A 17086-nucleotide genomic window follows, 5' to 3' on the forward strand; every position below is an offset into this window, starting at 1 on the left:
TTTCCTATTGGCAACTGCCAATAGGAAAATCAAGATAGCGTCCGCCTATGGCGTGTGCAGCATCTTCAATGACCTTAACCCCATACTGTTTTGCAAGTTGAGATATCTTTTCCATCTCACAGCTATGCCCAGCCATATGCACCGCAATCAATACTCTTGGTAATGAATTGTTTTTAGATGCGTTTGCAAACTTTTCTTCCAGTGCATGAGGACACATGTTTGCGGTTAATGGGTCAATATCGACAAAATCAATTTTAGCACCACAATATAGCGCGCAGTTAGCCGAAGCCACAAAAGAAATTGGGCTGGTCCAAACTGTATGTTGATCCGTGACTCCCAGTGCTAAACAAGCTGCATGCAACAAAGATGTAGCACTGTTGGCAGCAACAGCGTACTTAGATTGAGTAAGTTGCGCAATACTGTTTTCAAAGCGGGGAACTTGGGGACCTTGTGTTAAAAAGTCAGATTTAAGTACTGAGGTTACCGCTTCAATATCATCAGCTGTAATCGATTGGCGCCCGTATGGAATCATTATTACGCCTCATCCAGCTTACGAATTTGCTCAATAGACAGAAAATTTGGATTATTACCGGAATGATATTCAAAACCTTGCTCAACTAACTGACCTACTTCTCCTAAGTTATTAGTTGAGTAATCATGCTCTTTACCAAAAAAAGTAATACTTGGCGTGATGACAAAGTGATCATCGAACTCAATTGTGTGATGAGAGTCATCTCCAGGGCACATAATTTCATGCATTTTTTCACCAGGCCGAATACCGACAATCTCTTGTTTCAATCCTGGGGCACAGGCTTCCGCCAAATCAGTAATGCGAACAGACGGAATTTTCGGTACAAAAATCTCGCCACCTTGCATCCGTGAGAAATTTTTAAGAACAAAATCCACACCATCTTGTAAGGTAATCCAAAATCGAGTCATATCGGGATGGGTTATCGGAAGTGAGTCTGTTCCATTTTTAATTAATGATTTAAAAAACGGTACAACTGAGCCGCGAGAACCAACGACATTACCGTATCGAACGGCAGAAAATCGAGTTTCGCCATCACCGACAATATTATTACCAGCAACAAATAATTTATCTGAGGCTAATTTAGTCGCACCATACAAATTAATTGGATTAGCAGCTTTATCTGTTGAAAGAGCAATGACACGTTTTACTTTATTAGCGATTGCAGCCTTAATGACATTTTCAGCACCATGGATATTAGTTTTTATACATTCCATAGGGTTATATTCTGCTGCAGGGACTTGTTTAATTGCTGCAGCATGAATAACATAATCCACATCATTAAATGCTTGCATCATTCTGTCCGCATCTCTGACATCGCCCAAAAAATAACGCATACAAGGATCATTAAACACTTGTTGCATCTCATACTGTTTGAGCTCATCACGAGAAAGAATAATCAATCTTTTGGGCTTATAGCGCTCCAAAATAGTTTTAGTATATTTCTGCCCAAACGAGCCAGTACCGCCTGTTATCAGAATTGATTGATTATCAAACATGTACTCTCCAGATCATTTTTTATATTTTATTGGGTAATCGTTATTCAAACAGTATAAATTTTACTAGCAAAAAATGAACCAGAAGTTCTGGTTTCATTAGCATTTTGTGTTTAAATAAAAATTGATGCCATTAACATACCCACCATTAATAAGGGTTAAATATTAATAAAAACATCTATTTTTTAATGGCTTAATCAAACAACAGATTAACAATAACCACTATCTTTCAATACTAATCTATATTCAAGCCTGTATATACACAAAATAGTAAAATCCGACTTCAAGCATGGCTTCTAGCTGTAATTTCAATCAAATTAGATTCAAAACCTTACATGAGTAAATAGATAAATACTTACGTCAATTGATTGACTGTTCATAACCAAAGACTGAGTTAGGTGAAGGGGAAATGAATAGTCGCTCCTTTTTAGTAGTGACTATTCACTAAAAGATAAATTAACTGTGCAAAGTATTAAATCACCAAGCGCGATCTGCAACAAACGGGATTAGCAGCCCTTCACTTCACACACCGACACCTCTTCACACCCAGCGTTAACAGAAAGTTAAATTAAACCAGATAATGTCACCAAGTTAACGGTTGGTAATTTAAATGCCTAGTTGTTACCAATAAATAAGATGATAAAACCATTATCCATGTCATTAGTCACAGTTTGTAAAATTGCACATTGGAAATACCAATTATTCATATTGTAATACAAATCAACTGAATCTTAGATAGAGTTAGCGATGTCATCTATTAGACTAGTTTTATTGATTTGTACGGTATTTTTAGTTTGCTCAAATGCAAACGCTGCTTCATTGGATTTTCGCCAAGAATATAAAAGCGGAACAGATCAACATGCTAGTCGTGTCAAAATGGGACATACTTTTGACAGTAATTTTTCAGTAAGCCTAGAGCTTAAATTTAAAGGTGCTGATGGTAAGTTTATGCAAGACTTACAATCAAATGGTTCTGAACTAGATTTAGGTTATCGTATAAAACTGAACGATCAATGGACGCTAATACCAGGCATGCCTATTGAATTTGGAACCTCTGGTGCAACCTACAAACCTCAGCTTCGTCTAACTTACACTCCCAAAAGCATCGAAGGTCTTTCACTAAGTGGTCGCTATCGTCTCGACGTAAAACCAGGTGAAGATATTAAACGACTCCGTCACCGTTACACTGTCAACATCGGTTATAAGTACCAGAATTGGTCATTTGGTTTTGAAGGTAATTATTACTATGCAGACAATGATGATTACCTACTCTATAACGACAATAGAACTAACTATGAAAATAATTTAACAGCCCACTATAAGATAGGAAATTGGACACCATGGGTAGAATTTGGAGATGTGTCGGTTTCAGATGATTCAAGTCAGAGGGAGTTAAGAAGCCGTATTGGAATACGCTATAGCTTTTAACTGAAGTAGATAATAACAACAGTATTTATCATACAAATAATCACGAATTAGATCAGGAAATATTTAAACCTAAGATATTGTTTTAAATAAGCTTTAGCTAATATTAAAATGTAATGCAGTCACTAAAAAGGAGCCTATGCTCCTTTTTATTTACTCCCCATTTAATTGGGCTTTTTAAATACCAAAGTAAACCTATCTGTATTACCCGTCACGGTTTTACGGCCAACTTCATAACGTAGTTCATCATCAGGTCGGTAAAACATATTTGATGATTTCTCTAACACAAAACCAGCAGCTTGAACCTCTAAAATCACATCAACAGGATCTTCACGGCGGCGCATTTCAACTGTTTCGGGCATCATATGTCTACGAGTATGATCAACAATCACATAAAGCCCACCTGGTTTTAACGCCTCAAATGTGGCTTTGTTTAATTTGGTTTTATCTTCCAAGTTAAAATTGTGATATTCACGAATACTGAGCATCATATCCGCATCTGTCATACCAAAATCAACAGTACCTAACTTGTAACTTCTGGCTTCAGGGTTCCAATCAAGTTCAATGGGTAACTTCTTGGCTTTACTCATGACATCTTTCGCTAAAAGATCGTTCATCCCTTCAAGCCACTCTTTCTTATAAGCAAGATAGAGCTCGCCATCATCTTTCAGTAAAGGCGCCAATATCTTGGTATACCAACCATTACCAGGAGCGAACTCAATCACCTTCATATCTTGCTCTAAGCCAAAAAACGCTAAAGCTTGATAAGGTGCACGGTTAGCATCTCTTAACTTATCAGCGTCAGTTCTATGTTCCATTTCCATGACTTTAAGTACTTTCTCTTGAAATGGCGTCAGCGCTGCTGACGTTGAAAATGAGCATAAGGTGGTTGAAACGATAAACAATGAAGTAACGAGGGAGGTTTTCATGATAATCCTTAACGGGCTAGCTTCCTTAACGAAAACCTAAAATAATGGAATAAGCCAAGATCTGCACTAACTAATTTGTTGCCAATTATGTTTTAAATTTATACCTATACCTATACCTAGCTAAAGCCCAAACAAGCCATGCTAACAACCCGAGAAATTAGGAAAGTAAGCTCAATTAAAAAGGCCGACACAATAATCGTGTCGGCCTTTAATTTCACTATATAAAAGCTCATCCATGTCACTGATTCAAGCAAACATCATTCGCCACCACATGCCTGGTAAGCTGGTAAACCCTGTGGTGTAATGCTTAAGTTCGCCGTCTTTAAACACCATAACAGTCGGTGTGACTTGCACTGACCATTCTCGGGCTAAAAAACTTTGCTGATCGTTAATTGTACTTAAGCTATAGCCTTTTTCAGTTAAAAAATGCGTCAATCTATCATCACTACCTGAGTTCATCGCAATAGACACAACAGAATAATGCTCGCTCAATAAATTCACCGAAGGTGTGACAAAATTACAAACAGGGCACCACGTCCCCCAAAAGTACACCAACACTGGCTCCTTTTGGCTCATTGACATCACATCCACTAAATTGTCATTTAAATCAAGCGCACTAATAGGTGGCAGCGCTTTAGTTGGGATATCTTTCCCACGCCATAAATCAACTGCAGTTGAAACGATTAAAAACAGCACCAGCATGACAAGCAATTGCTTGATAGCGCTTAACCCTTTTTGAACCCAAGTTTTATTTGTTGAATCGGCCATATTTTGTCATTAATTCCAATGTGTTTACTGATGATAATTCACAGATCTTATTTGACCGTGAATTATCAAATTTATATTCAGCACCACACATTAATAATGATTAACCAGCTGAAGCTCTTTCAATAGCAGCCAGTACTTGCTCAGTTGTCAAAATGACAGGCAGCTTTATGCCCTCAGGCGCATTAGGTCCATAAACCACATTAAAGGGTACCCCAAAGCGGCCATGGCTTTGTAAGTAATCTGTAATTGGTTGAGACGCTGTTGTCCAATCCCCTTCAACTAACGCTATGTTGTCTTGTTTGAGAGTTGAGTAAACTGGATCTTGCAGGATGACCCCAACTTTGTTGGCTTTACAAGTAATACACCAATCTGCCGTGACATCGACAAATACCGTTTTACCTTCGGCAACACTACTCGCTATATCGCTTTGCTCAAGCGGTGTCCACGCTAAATCAGAAGGTAGAGGATTTGACCAGTCATCAGAGGTTGCAAATGCACCTATCGCGGCAAACATCACTACCATACTAAAACTTGCAATAACCGCTGGCACACCGTATTCCTTGGCCATCAGCCAGAAGAAAACAACCACTAATAATACCGCAATCACCCATAGCACCATCACGTTGATAAAGCTTGCTAGTAAACTGATTAACCATAAGCTAGTAATGAGTAACAACACCGAGAAGAACACTTTTACAATGTTCATCCAACGGCCAGGTTTAGGGAAGTAACGGGCCACCTGTGGGAACATTGCTACCAATATCCACGGCAGTGCCATACCAACGGCTAGTGCTGTGAATATGACTAATAAACTTAAGACATCCGCACCTAGTGCGAATGCCACTGCGGTCCCTAAAAATGGAGCACTACACGGCGTTGCCAATAACGTGGCAAACATACCTTGTAAAAAATGACCACGATGATCATTGCCACCAGTTGTCGCTAACTTGGTTTGTAAACTCGATGGCAGATTAATTTCAAATGCACCCAACATATTAAGTGAGAATACCGAGGTCACCAGCACCATAAAGCCTATGAACCAAGGGTTTTGGAACTGTACGCCCCAGCCAATCGCTTGACCGGTAAACTTAAGGGTCAGTACAAAGGCAGCCAATAGCCAAAATGACACAATAATCCCCAGTGCTGAGGCAATAAACTGTGAGCGAATTTGATTCTTTTGCATGTCTGGTGCTGCAATAACTGAACTTAACTTCATCCCTAAAACAGGTAATACACATGGCATTACATTCAGGATTAATCCACCTAGAAGAGCAAACAGCATCATAGTCAATAATGAGTTGCCAGCAGCTTCAATTGAGGTCAGGCCAACACCGGTTTGATACTCATAGGCGCGCTGATTATCACTCACTGTGACATTAAGTTGTTTTTCGAACAGTTTAGGATCGCCAGACCAATTCGATACATCAAATTGTGCCACCCATGCATCAGTGCCATCGGCTTGTGATTGACGGCTGACACCTAAAATATTGAAGTTAGTGTCTTGGTCGCCATCAACAATGACTTGAGGTCGTCGCCACTGGTTATCAAGTAAAGTCACTTGCAGCAACTCTTGATTCATATCCCAGCCAACATTAACTTGCTCTGTCGCATTTTGTGTCTCAACAATTTGCGGCACTGTCGATACCGATTTATTGAAGGCAAACATAGCTTCGGTATCAGCCTGAAGCTCATCAGGTATAAAATCTAATTCAAGTTCATAGTCGGTTAATACACATACCGTGGTACAAGAAGATAATGTGAACTTGCCTCTTAGCTCAGTATTGGCATTAATGTCATCCACTTTTAAATGAATAGGAAAAATACTTTCGCCTTGGTATCCCTGAGTTTTATAGCCCATGATGGTGTATTGCTTAGGCGTTGGCCATTGCCAATCAACATCACCTAAGTTTGAAGACTCGCTCCAATCAATTTTAGGCGCAATACCGCCTTCACCAGGCGTTCGCCAGTACATCTTCCAATCATCATCTAATTGAACATCCAGTATGGCAGGCACAGTTTGAGTTTGTTCATCAAGCTCCCCCGTTAACATAAAGCGTACTTTGACAGGAGGATGATTGTCATTGACCAGCCAACCTGTGGTGGCGGCACTTGCAAATGAATGAATACTGATTGAGACCAGCGTCAGTAAAGAAAGTAATAAAATTTTGACGATATTCAACAAACGTTCCTCTTACTTATCCACTTTAAATGATGTGGCAAGCGGGTTAATACACAAGACAACTCTAGCGTTAGCATAATAGACCGTATCGACGATAAATTAGTTCATCTAATGCATATTATTTGCCTACTGATTGCCAGATTTGTGAACAGGCTCGCCAATGTGCACGGCGAGCACTCTTAACTGAGCCAATTCGAGCTCAAAATACATGTTCTAACTACATGCTCCAAATTGACATAATCAGAAACAGGTTAAATGTAGACATACGTTTGAATGATTGTTTTAATCAAATAAGTGTCTTTGTTGTATTTCGTTATTTTCCGCTTTTGGGGCAGGTAAATAAAACGAGATTGAGGCACAAGGAAAGGCAAGACTCACTCATTTCCACAAGAGAGATGAGACAACAATAAAAAGGATTAACTAATGCATTTGAATAAGATCATGCTGGCTATTGGCGTTGCGTCAACAGTCTTTCTCGCTGGTTGTGGCAACGACACCGACTACTCTCAAACACCTGAAGTCACCCCTGAACCTGAAGTGACCCCCCCCCTACAAGCTTTTGCCCCTGACGGCATGCTCAAAGCGCAAATTCGTCGCACCGCTTATGGTGTGCCGCATATTCAAGCCGACAATTTAGAAAGCTTAGCGTTTGGTAGTGGTTACGCCCAAGCACAAGATAACTTATGTGTACTAGCCGATGGTTTCATAAAAGCGAATTCTGAACGTTCAATGTATTTTGGCCCTCACTCCTCTATCGACTTTGCTACTGGATTACCAACATCAGAAGATAATGGCAATTTAATATCAGACTTTGCCTATAAAGCGCTAAAAATACGTGAAATGGCCGAAGCCCAATACCCACAATTTAGTTATAACTCACGCGCCTTAATGGAAGGCTTTAGTGCAGGTTACAACCAATACTTAACTGATGTAGAAGCTGGCGAACAAGAAGCAGAGCCATTTTGTGCAGGCCAGCCTTGGGTGAAACCTATTGAAGGGGTCGATGTTGCCAATTACTTATTTTCAATCGCCCTTCTCCCTGGCGCAGCTAACTTCTTAGATCTTATTTTTTATGCCAACCCTGGTGACGGCGAAGAGTACTTGCCTCGTATCGTAGGTCCAGCACCTTCGGCCACCCAAACAGCCTTTATTCAAGATGTGAACACTAAACTCCTTGCCCGCGCTAACACCATCACGACACCTGAAACCAACCCTCGTAATTTAGGTTCAAATGGTTGGGGTTTAGGTAAAGATAAAACCGAAAACGGTAAAGGTATGGTGCTAGGTAATCCACACTTCCCGCATACGGGTAACCTGCGTTTTTGGCAATCTCACGTCACCATTCCAGGTCAGTTAGATGTAATGGGCGGCTCATTGGTTGGTATGCCTGGACTAATCAATATCGGCTTTAACCAAGATTTAGCTTGGACCCATACCTTCTCTACTGCAGAGCACTTTGTGATGTATAACCTTGAGTTAGTCAGTGGCGACCGCCTGCAATACATGTATGACGGTAAGCCAATGCCAATCACTAAAGAAACTGTGCAAGTGGTTGTTAATGGCGGCGCAGCCGGCATGCTTATCGCTGAGAAAGACATTTACACCACAGCAAAAGGCCCAATTGTAGAAGCCCCTGCAGCCCTAGCTCCTTTTGGCTGGGATGATGGCCAAGCTTTTATGTTGCAAGACGCCAATATGGCCAATAAAGACCCAATCGATCATTGGTTTGCCATGAACCGCGCAACTAACAAGGATGAGTTTCAACAAGCCTTTAAAAACTACGACGGGGTGATTTTTAATAACACCATGTACGCAGATAAGGAAGGTAATGCATTTTACATTGATGACTCCACAGTACCTGGTTTAACTGACTTCGCCGTATCACTGCTTAAAACTAATCCAGATATTATTGCCGCAAGAGAGCAAGCAGGCTTTACCATCTTACCCGGTAATACATCTATCTTTCATTTCGATAGCCCAATGCCATATCAACGTGCGCCAAAGCTAGAGCGTACTGACTTTGTGCAAAACTCTAATAACTCATTTTGGTCAACCAACCTCGCAGAGCCTTTAGAAGATTACTCTCCTATGTATGGCGCTGAGCGCGGTCAGTTATCACTGCGAACCCGTATGGCGTTAACGCTGATGGAAGATGCAGCTGGTGATGACGGTAAGTTTAATGTCGATGAACTAGAAGCCGCATTATTGTCTAATCGTATCTACTTAAACGACCTCATTTTCACTGATTTAATCAGTCAATGTGAAGCACAAGCAGATACGCCAGTCATGGTAAGCGACACAGTATCGAAAGATATCAGTGGCGCTTGTACGACACTCAAAGCTTGGAATGGTAAGCAGGACAACGACAGTGTTGGCGGTGCGTTAATTCGTGAGTTTGCTCATCAATTCGATCAAAACAGCATGCTAACAGTGCCATTTGATCATACTAATGCTGCAATGACTCCTAACACCTTAGCCACCGATGGCAGCGCACTTGTTGCTCTGGCTCACGCTGCATTAAATGTTGAAGCCGCAGGTTTTGATGTGGATGCAGCTATGGGCACTGTGCAATTTGTTGAAAAATCACTGCCTGATGGTACTGCTTCAGGCACTAAACTGCCTTGGCCTGGCACCCATAATGCTGAGGGCGGGTTTAATGTATTCTCAACCAGTTTATCGGGCGATGATACCTTAATCCCTCAACATGAATACACAACTGCAATGGATGCAATATCAGGAGCGCCGTTAGCATCTGGCTTAAGCAGCGAAGGTTATCACATTCGTTACGGTTCAAGCTGGATGATGGCTGTGAGCTTCACCGATGATGGCCCAGTTGCCAAGGGGATTTTAACGTACTCAGAATCAAGCAATGTCTTGAGTCCATCATTTGCAGATCAAAGTGTACTTTATTCAACTGAAAAACAGTTCCGTCCATTGTTATTTACTGAAGCAGATATTGCCGCTTCAGTTGAAAGCACCACTGAACTTAGCTTTCAAAAAGGGGAGTAAGCTTCTTTAAGCGGATAAACAATCCCCAAAAAACCTTTAAAGCTCAAAGCCCGCATCACGCGGGCTTTTTATTTTCATATTCATAAAGGCCAAGCATACAGATTAACACCAATGTTATCGGCGCAACACAGAGCACCCCACGCAGCCCACAAAGTTCAACAAGTCCGACCCAGTAACAACTTAAGCACATCATAATAAACACCATAAAAACACACTTACGCGCAACTGTTACAATGCCGCCGCGAAACAATTAAACAACCCCGTCAAGCAAAAAGCACACAAGACATTTACAACAGTTTGTTTTATTTGGTGCGACCTATACACATGTATAAAATCTGCCTCAGCTTCCAGTAAAGGAGGCATAAATAAAAATGGGGTTTAAAATGAAAGTATTAAAAACAGCTGCAGCTTTAGCTGTCGGTGTGGCATTACTTGCGGGTTGTAATGACGAAACTAATAACTACTACCCAGGTGAACCAACACCTGAAACCACAGATGTTCGCATCGGCGCTTATAACCTATCTTTTGACAGAAATACCTTTGCAGATCTTGTATCAGAAATGACGCTGACCGTTGCAGATCAAGATGACTTAATGGATAAATGGTTTGATGGCACGTTAACCGATGACGAAAAAGCAGTCGCTGAAAAAGTGATTCAAATTCGTAATGTGGCAGCCATTATTCAAACAGAACGTCCTGCAGTGCTATGGATGGGTGAATTTAATAACGACGGCACAGCAGAAGATCAACAAGCTATTCAAGGTTTCCGTTTAAACTACCTTTCTGTACCACAAAATGCATTAGGCTCTACAGCGGACGAGTTTAAAGCCCTTGAGCCAATTCAGTTTGGTTACTTTGAAAACTTCGCCACTAACACAGGTTTATTAAGCGGCTACGACTTAAACCACGACGGTAAAGTTGCACTACCTGATGACGCATGGGGCTTTGGCTTCTACCACGGTCAATACGCATTTAGCTTATTATCTCAGTACCCAATCGATACAGATAACATCCGTACTTTCCAAGATTTTAAGTGGAAAGACATGCCTGGCGAAACTAACCCGACTATCATCAATTGTGAAGATGAAAATAACCCTATCCCAGAAGGAAAATCTTGTGGTGATGAATGGTATAGCGCAGAAGCTTGGGCAGAAAAGCCTATGTCGTCTAAAAACCATGTAGACGCACCTATCATCATCCCTACTGAAGATGGTGAAAAAGTCATTCACATTCTTATGTCACACCCAACCCCACCGGTTTTCGACACAGTAACTGAAAACAATAAGTTACTAAACCGTGCTGAAATCAAATTCTGGGATGACTACACATCAGGTGAAGGCAGCTACATTTATGATGATGCTGGTAATAAAGGCGGCATCGACAGTGATGCATCTTTCGTTATTTTAGGTGATTTAAATGCTGATCCTGAATCTGGCGACGGCTACTTAGATACCATCAAAGATTTAATGTATAGCGATCAAGTTAACCAATTAGCGACTCATGGTATTTATGCACCTAGTAGTTTAGGTGGCCCTGAATGTCTGTCTAACGGTGAATGTAAAGAAGAAAACTGGGGCACTAAGTATCCAGATCTTGTGACCAGCACTTCAGGTTTACGTTTAGACCACGTTATCCCATCAAGTGACTTAAACGTGACAGACTCTGGCGTATTCTGGCCTGCAACGTTTGAAGAAGGTCGTTTAATGATGAACGATGAACGTGTTGGTAACTGGGGAGGCGGCGGAAAGTCAGTTTCTTCAGATCACCGTTTAGTATGGATTAACATTGAGCTTTAATCTAACTTGTTCATATAAATTGATATAACAATTAATACTGCAAAGCCCGCATCACGCGGGCTTTTTGTTATTGCTTTCCTTAGTAAATTGATACATCAGTTACACTTAAAATGAATGAAAAAAACGTTGTTCCCATCAATGAAATAATTGCCCTTTATACTAGCCCCAAGTTTTAACACGGTTTTGTTTGAAGCTGTGATGAAGATAAGTATAAAATCCAAACCAGTTTCCAACAAAGGAAACAAAAAACAATAACAACGGGGTTACAATGAAAGTATTACAAACCGCTACGGCTTTTGCTGTCAGCGCACTATTACTCATGGGTTGTAATAGTAACAATGATGATTTTAGTCAGCATACTCAGCCAGATGCGAATAAATCTCCTGAAGTAATTAACGATATTCGTATCGGTGCTTATAACCTCTCTTTTGATAGAAACAACTTTACAGATCTGATAGCAGAAATGAGCCTCACTGTGGCTCAGCAAGATGCCTTGATAAAAAAATGGTTTGATAAAAGCTTAATTGATAAAGAAAAAACACTGGCAGAAAAAGTCATTCAAATAAGAAACGTCGCGGCTATTATTCAAACTAAGCGTCCAGCAGTGTTATTGATGAGCGAGTTCAATAATGATGGCATTGCAGAAAATGCCCAGGCGTTACAAGGCTTTCAGCTAAACTACCTTTCTGTGCCTCAAAACACGTTAGGCTCTACTTCTGAAACGGTTAAAACACTTGAGCCCATTGAGTTTGGTTACGTTGAAAACTTCGCAACTAATACCGGCTTACTGAGCGGATATGACTTAAACCACGATGGCAAAATCGCCTTACCTGCAGATGCATGGGGCTTTGGTGTTTATCATGGTCAATACGCGTTCAGCTTGGTTTCTCAATTTCCAATCGATACAGACAAGATCCGTACTTTCCAGCATTTCAAATGGAAAGACATGCCCGGTGAAACCAACCCAGTTATCAGCAATTGCCAAGACAAAAAGTATCCTATTCCAGCGGGTAAAGCCTGTGGCGACAATTGGTACAGCGACGCTGCTTGGGCAGAAAAACCAATGTCATCTAAAAACCATGTGGATGCACCGATTATCGTTCCCACTGCTAATGGCGATAAAGTGATTCATTTATTAATGTCTCACCCAACCCCACCGGTTTTTGACACTGTCACCGAAAACAATAAGCTACTCAACCGAGCAGAAATCAAGTTTTGGCATGATTACATCTCAGGTACAGGCAGCTACATTTACGATGATGAAGGTAAAAAAGGCGGCATTAACAACCAAGCATCATTTGTTATTTTAGGAGACTTAAATGCAGATCCTCTGTCAGGTGATGGCTATTTAGATACCATCAAAGACTTGATGAATAATCACCGAGTTAATCAAGATGCAACCCATGGCAATAAAGCGCCTCGCAGCCTAGGTGGCCCTGAGTGTTTTTCTAACAACGAATGCAGAAAAGATAACCGAGATCTCAACTACTCGGCATACATCACCAGCACGTCAGGTTTACGATTGGACCATATTATTCCATCAAGTGACTTAAACGTAACAGGCTCTGGGGTATTTTGGCCAACAACATCAGAGCAAGGCCATTTGATGATGAAGGATCCCCGTGTTGGGAAATGGGGCGGTGGAAGTAAATCCGTATCATCAGATCACCGCCTGGTGTGGATTGACGTTAAATTATAACCCAATGGATAGATGACATAATCAGTTATTGTCAATCTAATAGCGATAAGAAGGCCCGCATTATGCGGGCTTTTTACTGCACTTTTTACTTCATTTTTCACTTCATTATGTACTGCACTTCTGGCTGCGTTGTTACTACGTGTTTTAACAGCGATAGTTATAGCGCGCCCTTTAATACTAGGTGTTAATACTTGCTATTAATCGTAGCTATTAATCATAGCCATCAATAGCAGTCATTAATAACAAATGAGCGTCAACTCATCAAAAGACATCCCCATCGATTTCTTGCTGTAGCTTTTCAAGCTCATCTAAAATACGTAAAAACTTTTGTCCGAATTCAGTCACCTTGTATTCCACTCTTGGCGGAATTTCGTTAAAGGTCAATCTTTCTAAAATACCGAATTCAACGTTTCGCTTAAGGCATTCATTGAGAACTTTAGTGGTTAAGCCTTCAACATGATTGACCATAGCACCTGGGCGATTAATATCATTAGCCAGCAGCTGATACACGGTCAGTGACCACTTACATCCGTAAATGGTTTCTACCATCCTAGCGGTGCGCTCTGGCGCCGACTTTTTTGAAAATTGTTTTACCGTTTTTTTCATAGCAAGTAACTCAATACTCCCCTTTAGTAAAAGCTTTAACCACAAAAAACCACATCTTCACGATTTTCTAGCCAAAGCGGATGTTTAGTCATGACTTTACTGAACATCTTGCTTTGCAGATAACCATTAAGCCAATCCCGCAAATGAGGATATGGCGCTTGTAAGTACCATTGGCGTTCAACCCGAGCAAACTGACGAATAAATGGCAATAACGCAATGTCCGCTAAGCTTTCTCTGTCGGCCATTAAATATCGATGCTGAGACAATATTGTCTCAAGCTTGGCAATATAAACTTCACAGGCTTCTCTACATTCTACGATATTGGATTCACTGTAACGTTTAGCACATTTATAGTTTTCTAAGCAGCGCTTGAACTCACTATCAAAGATATAAATTAACTTCAGCATCGCATCTAACGAGTCATCTGCAGCAAACAACAAATCATCTGGATCACCCTGAGTTAATGCCCACAACATCACTTCAAAACTTTCTTCTATAATTGTTCCTGTTTGAGTGACAACCACAGGGACTGTTCCCTTGGGCGACACCGCTAACATTTCAGCGGGTTTATCACTTAAAACCAGATCACGAAGCAATACTGGCTGTTTTGACTTATAAATTGCTATTCTAGCTCGCATTGCGAACGGACAATTTCTGAGCGAGTAGATGACAGGTAAATCCATGATTTTATTCATTGTTGTGTTATTTTCCATACAACTTATATACGGGCTTACTAATTAATAATGTACTTTAACGATATTCATTAGCAAAATATACGGGTAACATCCCCTCACTAAAATTAACTGAGAACCTTTAAGAACATGAAACCGAAGATTGAATTATTAGCCCCAGGTGGTGATGTCGAAGCGATTAAAGCGGCCATTATTGCTGGTGCAAATGCTGTTTATTGCGGCTTAGATACTTTTAACGCCCGTAATCGCGCAGCTAATATTTCATTCGATCAATTGGTCGGGATCATCAGACTTGCGCATCAATATGACTGCCAAATATTCTTAACCCTCAACATTGTTATTTTAGAGCAAGAATTCAAAACGCTTATCAAGCTGCTCAATAAGTTGGTTAATACCACCTTAGACGGCGTAATTGTGCAAGATATTGGTCTGCTTTATGTATTACGTAAACATTTCCCAACCTTAGATATCCATGCATCGACTCAGTTAACGACCCACAATGCCGGCCAAATTCCGTTCCTTAAAAAACTTGGGGTAACCCGAGTTAATTTATCACGCGAACTTAACCTACGTGAAATAACCACGTTAGCGAAAGTCGGTAAAGAACATGACACTCTATTAGAAGTGTTTGTGCATGGCTCGTTATGTGTCGCCTTCTCTGGCTTATGCTATTCAACTTCAGCCAGTGCTGGTAACTCAGGTAACCGAGGTCGTTGTAGCCAAGCATGCCGCGAAGAGTACGAAACCACTGAGTCGGGAAACAATTTCCCGTTAAATATTAAAGATAACTCCGCATTTTTCGACTTGCCTGCATTAATTGAAGCCGGCGTATATTCGTTTAAAGTTGAAGGTCGCATTAAAGGCGCTAGTTATGTTCACACAGTCATTGACAGTTTCCGTAAGCAAATTGATGGCTATGTTGAAACAGGCGAACTCACCCAAGATGGCGAGCGCTTATACAAAGTATTTAACCGTGATTTCACCAATGCATTTTTACGTGGTGACTTAAACCAATCGATGTTTATCGATAACCCACGAGATAACTCTAAAAACCATTTAGTCGACCAGCTTAAAGCTGAAAAAGGCGAGTCGATTTCGGTGGTGCAAATCCATGATGCACAGCAACAATTGCAAGTGGATAAGCAACAAATTAATGCCTCTGTGGATGATAAAATCGCCCATTTAAGCATCGAAAAAATCAAATTAATCTTAAGCTTTGCGAGTGAAGAAGCTAAGCCATTAACACTTACAGTCACTACCCAAAGCGCAGCAAGTGATCTTGCCGATATCGAATCAAAAACCCTAGTGTTTAGTTCAAGCAGCGTAATGCGCCCAAGCGAAAAGTTAAGTGTTGATAAAGAAGCGATTGAAAAGCGCTTTAAAAATATCAACAATGCTAACTTCGAGTTAATTCAACTAGATACTGATAACTTAACCGATGGTATGAGTATTCCATACCGCGAAATTACCACCTTAAAAAATGAGCTGTTAGCTTATTTAAATAACGGTATTGAAGTGATCGCAGAAGTTGAGTTACCAAAACTTGAGCGTAATAAGAAAGATGCTGAACAACAGCCAGCTCTGTCGATGTTGATTTGCGATGAAGAAGATGCAGCACTCGCCGATGTCACTGACGGCGATATTTATTTTAAATTACCTGATGCCTATAAACGTGGCTGCACTAAATATGTCGACTTTTTACAGCAAAACCCGCGCCTTATTCCTTGGTTCCCACCAGTATTAATTGGTAAAGATTATGACGTCGCGCTCAATATCCTTGAGCAAGTTAAGCCGCCACTCATTGTCACTAACAATACCGGTATTGCTTATCATGCTAATAGACTCGGCATTCAGTGGATAGCTGGACCATTTTTAAATACCACTAACTCTTATGCTTTATTAGCATTGAAGGAAGGGTTTGATTGTGCTGGCGCGTTCATTTCAAATGAAATTAACAAGCAACAGATGAAACAAATTGCCAGACCAAATAACTTTAAAATGCTTTACAGCATTTACCACCCTATTTTGTTAATGGCTAGCCGTCAGTGTTTCTTCCAGCAAAGTGTCGGCTGCGAAAAACCGCGTATTGATAATGGCTGTATGTTGTCTTGTGATAAATCCACCAGCATTAAAAACCTCAAAGGTGACTCGTTTGCCATTGATAAACAAAAAGCGGGTTACCCAAGTATTTATAACCAAGACCAATTCTTAAATACTGAGATTATTGATGACTTAAGCCATATGTTTGATGGCTTTATGATTGATTTAACCAACATTGGCGCGGGTGATAGACAATCACCTGATAAAGTTGAGCTTATAAAGCAATTTGAAGCCCTGCTTGCAGGTAAAAATGAAGCCAGTGAAACCTTATATAAAATGGTGCCAGAATCGACCCATTTACAATATGAAAACGGGCTATAAATAGAATAGCTATCGGTTATTAAAACAGCCCAGCACCT

11 protein-coding genes and 1 pseudogene are annotated in these 17086 nt (G+C 40.6%); 5 read left to right on the forward strand and 7 right to left on the reverse strand.

Translation table 11 applies throughout. The annotated features are described in order from the left end of the window. Window positions 1–7: 7 nt before the first annotated feature. Window positions 8–532 (reverse strand): annotated as a pseudogene (locus FNZ24_RS10095) (aminotransferase class I/II-fold pyridoxal phosphate-dependent enzyme); the annotation flags it as partial. Window positions 533–534: 2 nt separating this feature from the next. Continuing rightward, window positions 535–1527, reverse strand: a complete 993-nt coding sequence (gene pseB, locus FNZ24_RS10100; RefSeq protein ID WP_153914364.1) for a UDP-N-acetylglucosamine 4,6-dehydratase (inverting) — start codon at window positions 1525–1527, stop codon at window positions 535–537. Between the two features lie 744 nt (window positions 1528–2271). Between pseB and FNZ24_RS10105 the strand changes: the two genes are divergently transcribed. Then, complete coding sequence (locus FNZ24_RS10105) at window positions 2272–2952, forward strand: oligogalacturonate-specific porin KdgM family protein (RefSeq protein WP_153914365.1); 681 nt, start codon at window positions 2272–2274, stop codon at window positions 2950–2952. A 161-nt stretch (window positions 2953–3113) separates the two neighbouring features. Here the strand turns inward: FNZ24_RS10105 and FNZ24_RS10110 are convergent, their stop codons facing one another. The 3 genes from FNZ24_RS10110 to FNZ24_RS10120 all read right to left on the reverse strand — a co-directional run bounded on the left by FNZ24_RS10110 (window position 3114) and on the right by FNZ24_RS10120 (window position 6825). Further along, on the reverse strand, window positions 3114–3878 hold the full coding sequence (locus tag FNZ24_RS10110; protein ID WP_153914366.1) for a class I SAM-dependent methyltransferase: 765 nt from the start codon (window positions 3876–3878) through the stop codon (window positions 3114–3116). 246 nt (window positions 3879–4124) lie between these two features. After that, on the reverse strand, window positions 4125–4646 hold the full coding sequence (locus tag FNZ24_RS10115; protein WP_153914367.1) for a protein disulfide oxidoreductase: 522 nt from the start codon (window positions 4644–4646) through the stop codon (window positions 4125–4127). Between the two features lie 100 nt (window positions 4647–4746). After that, the gene (locus tag FNZ24_RS10120) at window positions 4747–6825 is read right to left on the reverse strand and encodes a protein-disulfide reductase DsbD family protein (RefSeq protein WP_416384831.1); all 2079 of its coding nucleotides are present in this window, start codon (window positions 6823–6825) and stop codon (window positions 4747–4749) included. Window positions 6826–7248: 423 nt separating this feature from the next. On the opposite strand from FNZ24_RS10120, the gene FNZ24_RS10125 reads away from it, so the two are divergent. The 3 genes from FNZ24_RS10125 to FNZ24_RS10135 all read left to right on the forward strand — a co-directional run bounded on the left by FNZ24_RS10125 (window position 7249) and on the right by FNZ24_RS10135 (window position 13329). Then, window positions 7249–9834 carry an acylase gene (locus tag FNZ24_RS10125; RefSeq protein WP_153914368.1) on the forward strand — a complete coding sequence of 862 codons (2586 nt, stop codon included), beginning with the start codon at window positions 7249–7251 and terminating at the stop codon, window positions 9832–9834. Between the two features lie 383 nt (window positions 9835–10217). Further along, window positions 10218–11630, forward strand: coding sequence for an endonuclease/exonuclease/phosphatase family protein (locus tag FNZ24_RS10130; RefSeq protein ID WP_153914369.1), 1413 nt, complete (start codon window positions 10218–10220; stop codon window positions 11628–11630). 268 nt (window positions 11631–11898) lie between these two features. Continuing rightward, a complete protein-coding gene (locus FNZ24_RS10135; protein WP_153914370.1) occupies window positions 11899–13329 on the forward strand; it encodes an endonuclease/exonuclease/phosphatase family protein in 1431 nt (476 codons plus the stop codon). A gap of 261 nt (window positions 13330–13590) precedes the next feature. On the opposite strand, the gene FNZ24_RS10140 is transcribed toward FNZ24_RS10135, so the two are convergent. Then, window positions 13591–13935, reverse strand: coding sequence for a winged helix-turn-helix transcriptional regulator (locus tag FNZ24_RS10140; protein ID WP_153914371.1), 345 nt, complete (start codon window positions 13933–13935; stop codon window positions 13591–13593). A 35-nt stretch (window positions 13936–13970) separates the two neighbouring features. Next, window positions 13971–14630, reverse strand: coding sequence for a glutathione S-transferase (locus tag FNZ24_RS10145; RefSeq protein ID WP_153914372.1), 660 nt, complete (start codon window positions 14628–14630; stop codon window positions 13971–13973). Between the two features lie 126 nt (window positions 14631–14756). Between FNZ24_RS10145 and FNZ24_RS10150 the strand changes: the two genes are divergently transcribed. Further along, window positions 14757–17048 (forward strand): peptidase U32 family protein, encoded by a 2292-nt coding sequence (locus tag FNZ24_RS10150; RefSeq protein ID WP_153914373.1) that lies wholly within the window; start codon window positions 14757–14759, stop codon window positions 17046–17048. Window positions 17049–17086 lie beyond the last annotated feature (38 nt).

The sequence above is a fragment of the Shewanella sp. TC10 genome (assembly GCF_009663145.1).
Taxonomy (GTDB): domain Bacteria; phylum Pseudomonadota; class Gammaproteobacteria; order Enterobacterales; family Shewanellaceae; genus Shewanella.